Below are 14,133 nucleotides of genomic sequence, written 5' to 3'. Positions count from 1 at the left end.
AGGAAAAACAATAGCCTACGCGGCGGTAGGGCTAGTCCTCTCCTGGGCACCACCCCTCTCTCGAAGTCGCGGGGTGGTCGTCTTTCGCTCCCCCGTAGGGTAGTCAGAACCGAACGCAGCTGTCGCTGCGTCAGGTGCGGAGCAAGCGGACTTGGCCAACTTCCTTCACAAGGGCGACCTGCCCGCCGGACTGTTCGACGGCGTCGCCGCGGTGGCGGTGGATTCGGAGACCATGGGCCTGCGCCTGGGGCGCGACCCCCTGTGTCTCGTCCAGCTGTCGGCCGGGGACGGGAACGCCCACATGGTGCAGCTCGACCGAGCCACCTATGAGGCGCCCAACCTCAAGGCCCTGCTGGTCGATCCGGCGATCACCAAGATCTTTCACTTCGGGCGGTTCGACATCGCCATGTTCCATCTCCATCTGGGGGTGGTGACCACGCCCGTCTATTGCACCAAGATCGCCTCGAAGCTGGCCCGGACCTATACGGACCGGCATGGGCTGAAGGACGTGACCCGTGAGCTGGCGGGCGTCGACCTGTCCAAGGCCCAGCAGAGCTCCGACTGGGGCGCTGACAAGCTGAGCGACGACCAGCTGGCCTATGCCGCCTCCGACGTCCTTCACCTGCATGCGGTGCGGGCGAAGCTGGACGCCATGCTGGCCCGGGAGGGTCGCACCGAACTGGCCCAGGCCTGTTTCGACTTCCTCCCCCACCGCGCCCTGCTGGACGTGGCCGGCTGGGAGGACGCCGATATTTTCGCCCATATGTGACGGGCCATGACCGCCTTCGCCCTGGACACCGCCGCCGCCGACCACGCCCGGGCCATGGCCCGCTGGCGTCGGCGCTCGCGGCTGATCCGGCGACTGCGGGTCGTGCTGCCGCTCGTCATCGCCGCCATTGTGCTGAGCCTGGGCGGAATGGTGATCTATCGCAGCCTGGTCGATCCCCCGGAGCGGCCGGCGGAGGCCGACGCCCCCATCCGTCTGGTCAATCCGCGCTTTCTGGGCCGGGACGAACAGGGCCGCGCCTTCGTCATCACCGCCCAGAGCGCCGTGCGCGACGAGGCCGACTATCAGAGGGTGGTGCTGGACCGCCCGGCCCTGGTGCTGGACGAGGACGGCATGAGCCCCTTGCGCCTGTCGGCGGCGTCTGGCGTCTATCATGAGGGCGACGGGCGCCTGCGGTTGCAGGGCGACGTGCGGCTGGACGAGCGGGACGCGGCTTTCGATACGGCCAGCGCCATCTTCGACACCGCCACGGGGGTCCTGGAGGGCGAAGGCCTGATCACCGGCGCCGGGCCGCTTGGCGAAATCAATGCAAGGTCCTATGGCGTGTACGACCGGGGCGAGCGCATGGTCTTCAAGGGCGGCGTTCGCGGCCGCATCAATCCGAAGTGAGGCTGCGGGCGACAATGAGAGCTTCTGCGATGCATCTTCCCCGCCCGGCCGCGGGTCCCGCCGCGGCGAAACTGGCCGCAGCGCTGGTGCTGGCCGGTCTGGTCGGCTGGGGCGCGGCCGGCCCCGCCAAGGCCCAGCTGGCCGGCGGCTCCAACGCCCCGGTGGACATCACCGCCGATGAGCTTGAGGTGATCAACAGCCAGTGCCTGGCCATCTGGCGCGGCTCGGCCGAGGCCCTGCAGGACAGCTCCCGGTTGCGCGCCAGCGTGCTGCGCATCCGCTATGCGGCGGCCCGCCCCGCCCGCGCCGGCGCCGAGCCCAGCTGCGGCGACCTGGACCGGATGGAGGCCGAGGGTCCGGTCTATTACGTCACGCCCCAGCAGCGGGTGCGGGCCAACGCCGCGGTCTATGAGGCCGCCAGCCAGACCATCACCATGACCGGCGACGTGGTGGCCGCCCAGGGCCAGAACGTCCTTCGCGGCCAACGGCTGGTGATCAATGTCGCCACGGGCCAGGCGCGCATGGAGACCGCCGCCCGGGGAACCGGCGCCTCGGGCCGGGTGCGCGGAGTCTTCTACCCCAACCAGGCCCAGCCGGCGGCCAAGCGTTGACGGAGGCGCAGGTGCAGGTCGAGGCCCAGGCGCCGTCCCCCCACGCCCGGACGGGCGACGGGCTGGTGGTCGATAATATCGGCAAGTCCTATCGCGGCCGACCGGTGGTCAAGGGCGTCTCCCTGCGGCTGGCCCGGGGCGAGGTGGCGGGCCTGCTGGGTCCCAACGGGGCGGGCAAGACCACCTGCTTCTACATGATCACCGGCCTGGTGGCCGCCGACTATGGCGCCATCTATCTGGACGGCGAGAACATCACCGCCCAGCCGATGTACCAGCGCGCCCGCATGGGCCTGGGCTATCTGCCGCAGGAAACCTCGATCTTCCGCGGCATGACCGTGGGCCAGAATGTCATGGCCGTGGTGGAACTGCGCCAGCGGGACGGCGCCAAGGCCCGCGAGACGGTGGAGCAGCTTCTGCAGGAGCTGCATATCGAGCACCTGCGCGACGCCCCGGCCATCTCCCTGTCCGGCGGCGAGCGGCGGCGGGTGGAGATCGCCCGGGCGCTCGCCAGCGAGCCGTCCTTCATGCTGCTGGACGAGCCTTTCGCCGGCATCGACCCCCTGGCCATCTCCGACATCCGCGAAGTGATCACCTATCTCAAGGGCCGGGGCATCGGCATTCTGATCACCGACCACAATGTCCGCGAGACTCTGGACATCATCGACCGCGCCTCGATCATCCATGCGGGCGAGGTGCTCTTCGAGGGCAATCCCCACGAGATCGTCGAGAACGCCGAGGTCCGCCGGGTCTATCTGGGCGACCGGTTCGGGGGCTGAGCCTCCGGCGCGACGGGAAGGATGAGGGCGGCCGCGTGGCGACCGCCCCCGAGACGTCAGATCCCCGCCAGGGCCTGGTCCAGGTCGGCGATGATGTCGTCCACATGCTCCAGGCCCACCGACAGGCGAATCACGTCGGGTCCCGCGCCGGCCCCGATCTGATCGGCCTCCTCCAGTTGACGGTGCGTGGTCGAGGCCGGGTGGATGATCAGGCTGCGGGTGTCGCCGATATTGGCCAGGTGGGAGAAGAGCTTCACCTCGCTGACCAGCTTCACGCCGGCCTCGTAGCCGCCCTTGAGGCCGAAGGTGAACACCGCCCCTGCGCCCTTGGGGGCGAAGCGCTGGGCCCGGGCGTGGCTGGGGTCGTCCGGCAGGCCGGCATAGGAGACCCAGGCCACCTTCTCGTGGGCCTTGAGCCACTCGGCCACCTTCTGGGCGTTGGCCACATGGCGCTCCATGCGCAGGGCCAGGGTCTCCATTCCCGTCAGGATCATGAAGGCGTTGAAGGGCGAGATGGCCGGACCCAGGTCGCGCAGGCCGATGGCCCGGCAGCCGACGATGAAGGCCACGGGGCCGAAGGCTTCGCTGAACACCTTGCCGTGATAGGCGGGATTGGGCGCGGTCAGGTTGGGCCACTTGCCGCCGGTCTTCCAGTCGAACCGGCCGGAGTCCACGATCGCCCCGCCGATGGAATTGCCGTGCCCGCCCAGGAACTTGGTCAGGGAGTGCAGGACGATGTCGGCGCCATGGTCCATGGGCCGGCAGAGGTAGGGGGTGGCCAGGGTGTTGTCGACCACCAGGGGCACGCCGGCCGCGTGGGCGGCCTCCGCGATGCCGGCGATGTCCATCACTACCCCGCCGGGATTGGCGATGGACTCGATAAAGACCGCCCGGGTCTTGTCGTTGATGGCCCGGGCGAAGGCTGCGGGCTCCATCTCCTCGACGAAGGTCACCCCCCAACCCATGCGCTTGAAGCTCTGGCTGAGCTGGGTGATGGAGCCGCCATAGAGCTTGCGCGAGGCCACGATGTTGCAGCCGGGCTCCATCAGGGTGTGGAAGGCCAGCAGCTGGGCGGCGTGGCCGCTGGCCACCGCCAGGGCCGCGGCGCCGCCCTCCAGGGCCGCCAGCCGGGCTTCCAGGACGCCGGCCGTGGGATTGCCCAGGCGCGAATAGATGTTGCCGGCGGCCTCCAGATTGAACAGGGCCGCAGCGTGGTCGGCGTCGTCGAAAACGTAGGATGTGGTCTGATAGATCGGGGTGACGCGGGCCTTGGTCACCGGATCGGGGGCGGCGCCGGCGTGAATCACCAGGGTTTCGGGGCGCAGGTTCGCAGTGTCGGACATGGAGCGTTTTCCCTTATGGACGTTGGAGCCTGATGCGATCAGACGGAACCGTCTGATCGTTGAGTCAGGCTCTGAACTCAAAGACTTGAGCGCGCTTCGATCCGATAACCGGTTCCCACTTATCGGAACGCGCTCAAGCGTCTCTCGGTGGGAAAGCGGCCTAGCATGTCGTAAGGGCGCGGCGAAACCGCCCACGGGCGCCGTCAGTCACGGCGATGGGCCGCAGTTAACCAATCGGTGGGGATCGCCCTCTAGCTTCGTCAAGCAAGAAGCAGGCCAGGAGGGCTAAGCCTTGGCGCTCAGCGCGCGACTCGAGATCCGGCAGGGACAGGGGCTGGTCATCACCCCCCAGCTGCAGCAGGCCATCAAGCTGCTGCAGCTGTCGAATCTCGAGCTCGAGGCCTATGTGGAGGCCGAGCTGGAGCGCAATCCCCTGCTCGCCCGCGACGAGGGCGAGGCCGAACCGCCCGCGCCGCCCGAGGCCGAGGGGGGCGAGGCCCGCGCCGAGGCGGCCCTGGACGAAGTGGCCGCCGGCCAGGCCCAGTCCGACTTGGACGCCGCCCATGACGAGGCCTCCCCCGGGGAGCGGGCCACAGGCGATTCGGAGGCCGGCGAGGCTGGCGGCGCCATCGACTGGTCGAAGGCGGGCAAGGGCGGCGGATTCGAAGGCGACGGCGACGGGATGGACGCCCTGGCCGCCCACGAAAAGACCTTGGCCGAACATCTGACCGATCAGGCGGCCCTGCTGGGCCTCTCAGGCCCGGACCTGGCCCTCGCCGGCGTGCTGATCGACGGGGTGGACGAGGGCGGCTATCTGCGCCTGGACCTGGCCGAGACCGCCGAGCGCCTGGGCTGCGGGGTCGATCGGGTGGAGGCGGTGCTGGGGCGCCTGCAGGGGCTGGAGCCGGTGGGAGTCTTCGCCCGCGACGTGCGCGAATGCCTGATGCTTCAGCTCCAGGACCGGGACCGCTGTGATCCGGCCATGATGGCCCTGCTGGACAATCTCGACCTTCTGGCCCGCCGTGACATGGCCGCCCTGCGCCGGGTCTGCGGGGTGGACGAGGAAGACCTGCGCGACATGGTGGCCGAGCTGCGCGCCCTGACGCCGCGCCCCGGCGCGGCCTTCGGCGGAGAGCCCAGCCAGCCGGTTGCCCCGGACGTCTTCGTGCGCGAAGGCCCCGGCGGGCTCTGGCTGGTGGAGCTGAACACCGACACCCTGCCCCGGGTGCTGGTGGACCAGCGCTATCACGCCAAGGTGGCCGGCGGGTCGCGCAGCGACCAGGAAAAGACCTTCGTCGCCGACTGCCTGGCCAGCGCCAACTGGCTGGTGCGCAGCCTCGACCAGCGGGCCAAGACGATTCTGAAGGTCGCCAGCGAGATCGTTCGCCAGCAGGACGGCTTCCTGGCCTATGGGGTGGAGCATCTGCGGCCCCTGAACCTGAAGACCGTGGCCGAGGCCATCGGCATGCACGAATCCACCGTCAGCCGGGTGACGGCCAACAAGTACGTGGCCACGCCCCGGGGCCTGTTCGAGCTGAAATTCTTCTTCACCTCCGCCATCGCCTCCTCGGCCGGCGGGGAGGCCCACTCCGCCGAGAGCGTGCGCCACCGCATCCGTCAGCTCATCGACGCCGAGCAGGGGGGCGCAGAGGTGCATTCCGACGACCGGATCGTGGAGATCCTGAAAGAGGCTGGCGTGGACATCGCCCGCCGCACGGTGGCCAAGTATCGGGAGGCCATGCGCATCCCCTCTTCGGTGGAACGTCGCCGCATGCTCAAGGAAGCCGTCTGAGGCCGGCGCGGACGCCGGCCTCGCCGGTTCTCAGATCGCGCCGCTGCGCACCAGGGCCTCGGCGATCTGCACGGCGTTGAGCGCCGCGCCCTTCAAGAGCTGATCGCCCGCCACGAACAACGACAGGCTGCGGCCCGACGGATCGGACAGGTCGGTGCGGATGCGGCCCACCAGCACCTCGTCGGCTCCGCTGGCCTCGTTGGGCATGGGGAAGTGATTGGCCGCCCGGTCGTCCACCAGGCGGACCCCCGGCGCCTCGGCCAGCCAGGCGCGGGCCTCCTCGACGCTGACCGGCTCGGCGAACCGCACGGTCAGCGCCATGGCGTGGGCCCGCAGGACCGGCACCCGGATGCAGGTGAAGCTGGCCGGCAGGTCGGGGGCGGCCAGCAGGCGGCGCAGTTCGGCCATCACCTTCAGCTCCTCGCCGTTGTAGCCGCTTTCGGGATCGACGGCGGCGTCATGGCTGAACAGGTTGAAGGCGTAGGGATGGGCCATGACCTGGGGCGGATAGTCCTGGCCCGCCACGGCCGCGGCGGTGGCCTCCTGAAGCTCGGCCATGGCAGCAGCGCCCGCGCCAGACGCCGCCTGATAGGTGGCGCCGATGATCCGCACCACCAGGCGGCGGGCATGGAGGGGGGCCAGGGCCACCGAGGCGATGGCCGCCACGCAGTTGGGATTGGCCACCAGCCGGCCAGCCTGGTCGCCCAGCCTGTGGCCATTCACCTCCGGCACCACCAGGGGCACGGCCTCGTCGGCGCGGAAGGCCGAGGAGTTGTCCACCACCCAGGCGCCGGCCGCCAGGGCCAGCGGCGCATAGGCCCGGGAGACCGAGGCCCCGGCGGAGAACAGCGCCAGGTCCACGCCCTGGAAGCTGTCCTGATCCAGAACCTCCACCGTCACCGGCGCGCCGCGGAAGCTGAGGGTCTGGCCCGCCGAGCGGGGGGAGGCCAGCAGGCGCAGGCGGCCCACAGGGAAGTTCCGCCGCTCCAGGCAGGCGAGCAGTTCGGCGCCCACCGCGCCGGTGGCGCCCACCACGGCGACATCAAGGGCGCGCGGGCGCAGGCCTTCGGCGGCGGCGGGCTGGGGGTCGAGAAGATCGAGGCTCATGGGGACGTCTCCGGGGATTGGCGATCCGGAGGCGAGGTTCCCTGTTCCATCCAGCGACCCCGTCCGTCCGGCGGGGTCTGGCAGGGGTGGTCAGCTGGCGTGAAGCAGCCGCGACCGAACCCCCGCGCCCCGAGGCGCGGCGGTTTTAATAATCATGGTCATGGCGGCCAGATGCAGCATGGCTGGGCCGATACGCCCCTGAGCGCGCAAAGTAAAGCCTGGGGACGACGCCAGATTGCACCGGAGCTGGCGACGGGATTAGGGCTGTGGCCCATGGACCCGTCGCCCGCCCCCACCGAACATCGTCTGCGCCTGTCGGACATCCTGCGGGATCTGTGCGACGAATCCCATGCGCAGGAGACCCTGGGCCAGGTGCTTTCCCGCTTCGGCCGCCGGGCCTTCGGCGCGCTGCTGTTCGTGTTCGCCGGCCCCAATCTCCTGCCGCTGCCGCCAGGCTCTTCCACCCTGCTGGGCCTGCCCCTGGCCCTCTTCACCCCGCAACTGGCCGCCGGCGTGAAGACCCCCTGGCTGCCGGCGACCCTGCGCCAGCAGCGGTTCGACATGGGCCGGCTGAGGGGGGTGTTCAAAGCCCTCCTGCCTTGGGTGGAGCGGATCGAACATGTGTCGAGGGCCAGGCTCACCTTTCTGTTCGGCCCGGTGGGTGACCGGCTGATCGGCCTCGTCTGCACCCTTCTGGCGGTGATCCTGATGCTGCCCATCCCCGGCGGAAACCTGTTGCCGGCCGCCGCCATCAGCCTGTTCGGCATGGCGCTGATCCAGCGGGACGGGGTCCTGGCGCTCGCCGGCTATGCGGTGGCGGTGTTCAGCCTGGGGGTTCTGGGGGTGGCGATCGGGGTCATCCACAGGCTTTTGATGCAGATCATCTCCGGCGTCTGAAGTCTTGACACCAACCGGGCGCCGGCGCGTTCATGGTGCTATGCAAGTCCAAGTCACCGGCAAACATGTCGATGTCGGAGAGGCCCTGCGTCAGCGGGTCTCTGACGAACTCACCACAAGCATTGGCAAATATATTGATCGCGAAGGCGGCGGCGCCGACGTCGTGGTCAGCCGAGAGGGCCACGCCTTCAAGGTCGACTGCGCGCTCACGCTCGCCACGGGTCAGCAGTTGCAGAGTCACGGCCTGGGCTCCGACGCCCACTCGGCCTTTGACGCCGCCCTGCAGAAGATCGAGACCCGGGTGCGCCGCTACAAGCGACGGCTGAAGGATCATCACCAGCAGGCCCTGGCCAAGCAGGCCGAGACCGCCTCCTATTTCGTTCTGCGCGCGCCCGAGGGCGAGGACGAATCCGACTGGGACGACGAGGCCGAAGCCGCCGCCGACGACGCCCCCGCGGCCATGGTCATCGCCGAAACCGAGAAGGCCATTCGCACCATGACCGTTTCCATGGCGGTCACGGAGCTGGACTTGACGGGAACTCAAACAATCGTGTTTAGGAACGCCGCTCACGGCGGTTTGTCCGTGGTATATCGCCGGCCCGACGGGAATATCGGCTGGATTGACCCCGAACGCACGAAATCGGTGAACGGGAACGGAAGCCTCGGCGCGGCTTAGGTCCGCCACCGTTCCGGCTCACCAGCGGCTTCGCGCAAGGTTCGGCATTTGTAGAACAGGCGTTCTGAAGCACGCATGCAGATCGGCGATCTCCTTGACCGCGGCGCGATCGCGCTGCGCGTCAGCGCGACAGACAAGCGCCAGATTCTGGCGCACATCGCCGAGCTGGCGGCCCGGAACTTCGGGTTGGACGCCGGCAAGGTGCTGGACGGCCTCAGCGAGCGCGAGGCCGCCGGCTCCACGGGCATCGGCCACGGCGTGGCCGTGCCCCATGCCCGCATTGACGGCCTGGACCGGATTCGCGGCGTCTTCCTGCGGGTGGACCAGCCGGTGGAGTTCGGCTCCATCGACGACCAGCCCGCCGACCTGATCTTCGCCCTGCTGGCCCCGCTGGAGGCGGGGACCGAGCATCTGCGCGCCCTGGCCCGGGTTTCGCGCATGCTGCGCAACCCCCAGCTGCGCGAGCATCTGCGCGCCGCCCCCACGCCCGACGCGCTCCACGCCCTGCTGATCCAGGACGTCACCCCCTCGGCGGCCTGAGCCCCAGCGATCTTCGTCCGGTGACGGGCGGGCGCTTCAGTGGATTCTAGAGGGCCTCAGCCATCGGAACCGCGGCGGCGAAGGCGCCCGACAGGTTCTCGCGCGCCCTCTGGGTTTCCCGGCGCGGGGGCGCGCCGAACATGCGGGCATATTCCCGACTGAACTGGGAGACGCTTTCATAGCCCACCGAGAAGGCGGCGTCCCCAGCCCGTTCGCCTTCGGTCAACATGCGCCGACGCGCCTCCAGCAGGCGAAGATGCTTCTGGTACTGAAGCGGCGACATCGAGGTCAGCGCCTTGAAGTGCTGATGAAAGGCCGAGGGGCTCATCCCGGCCAGCCCCGCCAGGTCGGCCACGCTCAGCGGTGCGTCAAAGTGCTCCCGCAGGTGATGGATGGCCACGGCGATTTTCTGGGGGGAGCCTTCGGGCAGAACCATGCGGGCCACATTGGCCGAAGCCCTGCCGGTCAGCAGCCAATAGACGATCTCGCGCATGACGCCGGGATAGAGGATTTCCACGGCGGCCGGCTGCTCCACCAGTTCGATCAGGCGCAGCATGGCCGCTGCGATGCGTTCGTCCACATCGGCGACCACCAGTCCCAGGCCTGCGGGCCCTTTCGGGCGCGCGGCCGCCTCCATGCGGGTGACCACGTCCAGGATGATGTCAGGGTCCAGCGCCAGGGTGGCGCCGATGAAGGGCTTTTCCGGGGTGGCCTCGATGATCTCGCTGAGGACGGGGACCTCCACGGTGATCACCAGGGACTGCATGTGGCCATAGACGAGCGTGCTGTCGCCCACCATGACCCGCTTGGCCGCCTGGGCGATCAGACAAAGGGACGGGCGGTAGGTCATGTGCCGGGGGGGAACGCAGCCATAGGTGCGGATCAGCCGCAGCCCCGGGACCTGCGTCTCGATTCCGCCGTTCTCGACCCCTGCGCGGTCAAGGACTGCGGCGATGGCGTGCGTCAGAGGGCTGGTCATGGGGCGCTCCTTCCTGGGTCCTCAAGGGCTACGCCCTTGCCCAGCGGCCCACAAGGCGGCTTGGAGTTTCAGGCAAAAATCGCGGGGCATCCGACATTCGCAATCTCGCTTCCCTGGCCAAGTCTGAGCGCTGGCGACCGCCCGTCCTCCCCTTGCGGCGGTCACAGACTGGAGCTTCCCCATGAGCCGCTGGACCGCAGCCGATATTCCATCCCAGCACGGCAAGACCGCCGTCGTGACCGGCGCCGCCGGCCTGGGGTTCGAAACCGCCCGAGAGCTCGCCCGGGCCGGCGCCCATGTGGTCATGGCCAGCCGCAACGCGACCAAGGGCGCAGAAGCCGTCGCCCGCATCCTCTCCGAAACGCCGCAGGCGTCGGTGAGGTTTGAATCCCTCGACCTGGGAAGCCTCGCCTCCGTCGCGGGCTTCGCCGATCGGCTGCGCAGCCAGACCGACGGGCTGGACCTGCTCATCAACAATGCCGGGGTGATGACGCCCCAGCGGCGGATGGAGACCGAGGACGGGTTCGAGATTCAGTTCGGGACCAACTACCTCGGTCACTTCGCGCTGACGGCCCGCCTGCTGCCCCTGCTGGTGAACGCCGGACAAGCCCGGGTGGTGACCGTGTCCAGCATCGCCGCCCGCGGGGGCGCCATCGACTTCGACGACCTCCAGGCCCGTCGCGGCTATCGCCCCATGCCGGTCTATGCCCAGTCCAAGCTCGCCTGCCTGATGTTCGCCCTGGAACTGCAAAGGCGGAGCCAGACGCAAGGCTGGGGGATCGCCAGCATCGCCGCCCATCCCGGCGTGTCGCGCACGGGCCTCCTGTACAATACGCCCGGCGGACCGGGCGGCCTGCGCCGGGTCATGCGCGCCATGCTGTGGTTCATGTTCCAGCCTGTGCCGCAAGGCGCCTTGCCGCAATTGTTCGCCGCCACCGCGCCGGAGGCGCAAGGCGGCGGCTATTACGGTCCTGACGGCCGGGCCGAACTGAACGGTTTTCCCGCCCCGGCGCGGGTCCCGCGACCTGCGCAGGACGTGGAGGCCTGCGTTCGCCTGTGGCGCTTGGCCCAGGACCTGACCGGCCTGCGGTTCGAGGTGCGCTCATGACCGCGCCTTCGACTCCCATGGACTTCGTGTCCGGCTGGCGGCTCGCGGCCCTGCTGGGGACCCTGATGCTGATCAGCGCCATCAGCCAGATCGACCGCATCCTGCCCTTCATCCTGGCCGAGGCCATCAAGGCCGATCTGGGGCTCAGCGACACCCAGATCGGCCTGCTCACCGGCGCGGCCTTCGCCGTCTGCTACACGCTCCTGTCCCTGCCGCTGGCTAGGCTGGCCGACCGGGGATCGCCGCGGCTCGTCCTCTTGGGATGTCTGCTGGTCTGGAGCGCCATGACCGCGCTCGGCGGGTTCGCCGCCAGCTTTCTCCTGCTTGCGCTCACACGCTTCGGCGTGGCTTTCGGCGAGGCCGGCGGCATGCCGGCCGGCCACGCCCTGATCGCCCGACAGGTGCGGCCCGAACGGCGAGGCCTGGCGCTGGGCCTATTTTCCATGGGTATTCCCTTGGGGACCATGGTGGGCTTCGCCGTCGGCGGCGCCATGGCCGACACCGTCGGCTGGAGAACGGCGCTGATCGGCGCCGGCGCCCTGGGCGCGATCGCCTTCCTGCTGGCCTGGCGGATCATACGACCCACCCCGGCCCTGCCGCGCGCGGAGGCCGATCGCCGCCCCATGCTGGCCGACGCCCTTCGGCTGGCGACCGCGCCGGGATTCCGCGGCCTGATCCTGGCGGCCCTGGCGATCGGCTTTGCATCTGTCCCCTTCTACGCCTTTTCAGCGCCGTTCCTGATCCGCACCCATGGCCTGAGCGCCGGGGAGGTCGGTCTCTCCTTCGGCCTGCTCCAGGGCGGCCTCGGCGTGGTCGGCGCGCTCCTGGGCGGCAGGGGGTTTGACTGGACCCTGCGGTCCGGCCGGCGACGGCTTATCGATCCGCCCGGCTGGCTGCTGCTGATCGCAGCGCCGATCACGGCGGCGGCCCTGTTCGCGCCGGCGGGTTGGATGTCGATCCTGCTTTTCATGCCGACCATGTTCGCCTTCGCCCTCTTGCTGCCCTGGGCGTTCGGGGTCGCCCATCTGGTGGCGGGTCCTGGCCGCCAGGCCCTGGCCACCAGCCTGATGCTGATCGCCTCGGGCCTGCTGGGTCCGGCGCTCGGTCCCGTCCTGGTCGGCGTCATCAGCGATGGGGCGGCGGCCGCCGGAATGACCAACACCCTGGGGCTTGGCCTGCTCATCGTTCCGATCGCCAGCCTCCTGACCGGCCTGGCGACGCTGGCCGCCAGCCGCCGGATCTCGGCGCCCTCAGAGGCCCGTGCCGGGCTCTAACCGGGACGATCAGGCTGAACAGGGCTGCGCTCAGAGAAAGCTGTAGGGATCGATATCGATGACCAGGCGCACGGCGGCGGGGGTCTTCACCCGCGCCCGCCAGGCGGCCAGATAGGCCGGCAGGTCCACATTGCGGTCGGCCCGGACCAGGAAGCGCTTGCGCCTGCGGCCGCGCACCAGGGCCAGGGGCGCATCGGCCGGACCATAGATCTCCACCCCTTCGGCATTGGGCGCGGCGGCGGCCAAGTCGCGGCCCGCCTGTTCCAGGGCCTGGGCGTTCTCGCTGCTGAGGATCAGGGCGGCCAGGCGGCCGAAGGGCGGCAGGCCGGCCAGTTCGCGGGCCTCCATCTCGGCGGCGACGAAGGCGTCCCGATCCTGGGCGGCCAGGGCCTGCATCACCGCATGGTCGGGGGCATAGGTCTGCAACAGGGCGCGGCCTGGCCGATCCCGCCGCCCGGCGCGGCCGGTGGCCTGGGCCAGCAGCTGATAGGTCCGCTCGGCGGCCCGAAGATCGCCCCCGCGCAGGCCAAGGTCGGCGTCCACCACGCCCACCAGGGTCAGGTTGGGGAAGTTGTGCCCCTTGGCCGCAGCCTGGGTGGCCACCAGTATGTCGATCTCGCCCGCGGCCATGGACTCCACCAGCCGCCGGGCCTCGCGGGCGTCGAAGACGGTGTCGGACGAGAAGACCGCGACCCTCGCCTCCGGGAACAGGCTGCGCGCCTCTTCCTCCACCCGCTCCACCCCCGGCCCGATGGAGACCAGGCTGTCGACCGCCCCGCAGTGGGGGCAGGCCTTGGGCTTGGGCATGGAGAAGCCGGTGAGGTGGCAGACCAGCCGGCCGGAATAGCGGTGCTCCACCAGCCAGGAATCGGTGTCGGGCGCCGTCAGCCGTTCCCCGCAGGCCCGGCAGAGGACCAGCGGCGCATAGCCGCGGCGGTTGAGGAACAGCAGGGTCTGCTCCCCCCGCGCCAGGGTTTCGGCCATGGCAGAAACAAGCGGCGGGGAAAGCCAGCGGCCGCTGTCCGGCGGCGTCTCGCGCAGGTCCACCAGGCCGATCTCGGGCAACTGGGCGGTCCCGTGCCGGGCCGCCAGACGAAGCCAGCGGTAGCGGCCGGTCTCGGCGTTGCGCAGGGTCTCCAGAGACGGGGTGGCCGAGGCCAGGACCACGGCGGCCGCCTCCATCTTGCCGCGCACCACCGCCAGGTCCCGGGCCTGGTAGATGAAGCCCTCCTCCTGCTTGAACGAGGTGTCGTGCTCCTCGTCCACCACGATCAGCTTGAGCCGCGTAAAGGGCAGGAAGAGCGCCGAGCGGGCGCCGACCACGATGGAGCAGGCGCCGGTGGCCACGGCCTCCCACACCCGTCGGCGGGCCGGCGGCGCCACGTCGGAATGCCACTCTCCGGGGCGCACGCCGAAGCGGTCCTCGAACCTGGCGATCACCGCCTGGGTCAGGGCGATCTCGGGCAGCAGGACCAGGATCTGGGCCGCCGGGTCCTGCGCCAGGGCGTGGGCCACGGCCTCCAGATAGACCTCGGTCTTGCCTGATCCGGTCACCCCGTCCAGCAGGGCCACATGGAACCCGCCCTCGTCCATCATGGCGGTGAGCGCTGCGGCCGCCGCGGTCTGGCTGGGGT

The 14,133-nt window shown here is 69.9% G+C and carries 14 protein-coding genes; 10 read left to right on the top strand and 4 right to left on the bottom strand.

Annotated features, from left to right (window positions below; translation table 11 throughout):
• The first annotated feature begins 151 nt into the window (after positions 1-151).
• From V7D28_RS01225 to lptB, 4 genes are read left to right on the top strand one after another with little or no spacing between them, the layout of a single operon-like run.
• On the top strand, positions 152-769 hold the full coding sequence (locus V7D28_RS01225; RefSeq protein WP_333585531.1) for a ribonuclease D: 618 nt from the start codon (positions 152-154) through the stop codon (positions 767-769).
• Positions 770-775: 6 nt separating this feature from the next.
• Entirely contained in the window at positions 776-1,396 is a 621-nt protein-coding gene (gene lptC / locus V7D28_RS01220; protein ID WP_333585530.1) for an LPS export ABC transporter periplasmic protein LptC, read from the top strand.
• A 29-nt stretch (positions 1,397-1,425) separates the two neighbouring features.
• Complete coding sequence (locus V7D28_RS01215) at positions 1,426-2,007, top strand: LptA/OstA family protein (protein WP_333585529.1); 582 nt, start codon at positions 1,426-1,428, stop codon at positions 2,005-2,007.
• Between the two features lie 11 nt (positions 2,008-2,018).
• A complete protein-coding gene (gene lptB, locus V7D28_RS01210; RefSeq protein WP_333585528.1) occupies positions 2,019-2,783 on the top strand; it encodes an LPS export ABC transporter ATP-binding protein in 765 nt (254 codons plus the stop codon).
• A gap of 56 nt (positions 2,784-2,839) precedes the next feature.
• Here the strand turns inward: lptB and V7D28_RS01205 are convergent, their stop codons facing one another.
• Positions 2,840-4,126: an O-acetylhomoserine aminocarboxypropyltransferase gene (locus V7D28_RS01205; RefSeq protein WP_333585527.1), complete on the bottom strand. Its 1,287-nt coding sequence runs from the start codon at positions 4,124-4,126 to the stop codon at positions 2,840-2,842.
• 292 nt (positions 4,127-4,418) lie between these two features.
• On the opposite strand from V7D28_RS01205, the gene rpoN reads away from it, so the two are divergent.
• Positions 4,419-5,918: an RNA polymerase factor sigma-54 gene (gene rpoN, locus V7D28_RS01200; protein ID WP_333585526.1), complete on the top strand. Its 1,500-nt coding sequence runs from the start codon at positions 4,419-4,421 to the stop codon at positions 5,916-5,918.
• 30 nt (positions 5,919-5,948) lie between these two features.
• On the opposite strand, the gene V7D28_RS01195 is transcribed toward rpoN, so the two are convergent.
• Positions 5,949-7,025, bottom strand: a complete 1,077-nt coding sequence (locus V7D28_RS01195) for an aspartate-semialdehyde dehydrogenase (protein ID WP_333585525.1) — start codon at positions 7,023-7,025, stop codon at positions 5,949-5,951.
• A gap of 273 nt (positions 7,026-7,298) precedes the next feature.
• On the opposite strand from V7D28_RS01195, the gene V7D28_RS01190 reads away from it, so the two are divergent.
• From V7D28_RS01190 to V7D28_RS01180, 3 genes are all read left to right on the top strand, one after another.
• On the top strand, positions 7,299-7,922 hold the full coding sequence (locus tag V7D28_RS01190; RefSeq protein ID WP_333585524.1) for an exopolysaccharide biosynthesis protein: 624 nt from the start codon (positions 7,299-7,301) through the stop codon (positions 7,920-7,922).
• A 40-nt stretch (positions 7,923-7,962) separates the two neighbouring features.
• Positions 7,963-8,598 carry a ribosome hibernation-promoting factor, HPF/YfiA family gene (gene hpf, locus V7D28_RS01185; protein ID WP_333585567.1) on the top strand — a complete coding sequence of 212 codons (636 nt, stop codon included), beginning with the start codon at positions 7,963-7,965 and terminating at the stop codon, positions 8,596-8,598.
• Positions 8,599-8,673: 75 nt separating this feature from the next.
• A complete protein-coding gene (locus V7D28_RS01180) occupies positions 8,674-9,138 on the top strand; it encodes a PTS sugar transporter subunit IIA (RefSeq protein WP_333585523.1) in 465 nt (154 codons plus the stop codon).
• Positions 9,139-9,184: 46 nt separating this feature from the next.
• Here the strand turns inward: V7D28_RS01180 and V7D28_RS01175 are convergent, their stop codons facing one another.
• Positions 9,185-10,117 (bottom strand): AraC family transcriptional regulator, encoded by a 933-nt coding sequence (locus V7D28_RS01175; protein WP_333585522.1) that lies wholly within the window; start codon positions 10,115-10,117, stop codon positions 9,185-9,187.
• 181 nt (positions 10,118-10,298) lie between these two features.
• Here V7D28_RS01175 and V7D28_RS01170 point away from each other — a divergent pair, with 181 nt between their 5' ends.
• Both V7D28_RS01170 and V7D28_RS01165 read left to right on the top strand, forming a co-directional pair.
• Complete coding sequence (locus tag V7D28_RS01170) at positions 10,299-11,225, top strand: SDR family oxidoreductase (protein WP_333585521.1); 927 nt, start codon at positions 10,299-10,301, stop codon at positions 11,223-11,225.
• On the top strand, positions 11,222-12,499 hold the full coding sequence (locus V7D28_RS01165) for an MFS transporter (RefSeq protein ID WP_333585520.1): 1,278 nt from the start codon (positions 11,222-11,224) through the stop codon (positions 12,497-12,499). The genes V7D28_RS01170 and V7D28_RS01165 overlap by 4 nt, the downstream gene beginning before the upstream one ends.
• Before the next feature lie 30 nt (positions 12,500-12,529).
• Here V7D28_RS01165 and priA read toward each other — a convergent pair.
• A partial coding sequence (priA, locus tag V7D28_RS01160) for a replication restart helicase PriA (protein ID WP_333585519.1) occupies positions 12,530-14,133 on the bottom strand: 1,604 nt, incomplete at its 5' end.

Origin of the sequence: Phenylobacterium sp. (assembly GCF_036723115.1) — a bacterium.
Taxonomy (GTDB): domain Bacteria; phylum Pseudomonadota; class Alphaproteobacteria; order Caulobacterales; family Caulobacteraceae; genus Phenylobacterium.
Note: the sequence above shows the minus strand (reverse complement) of the source record. Positions and strands in the feature narration are given on the sequence as shown.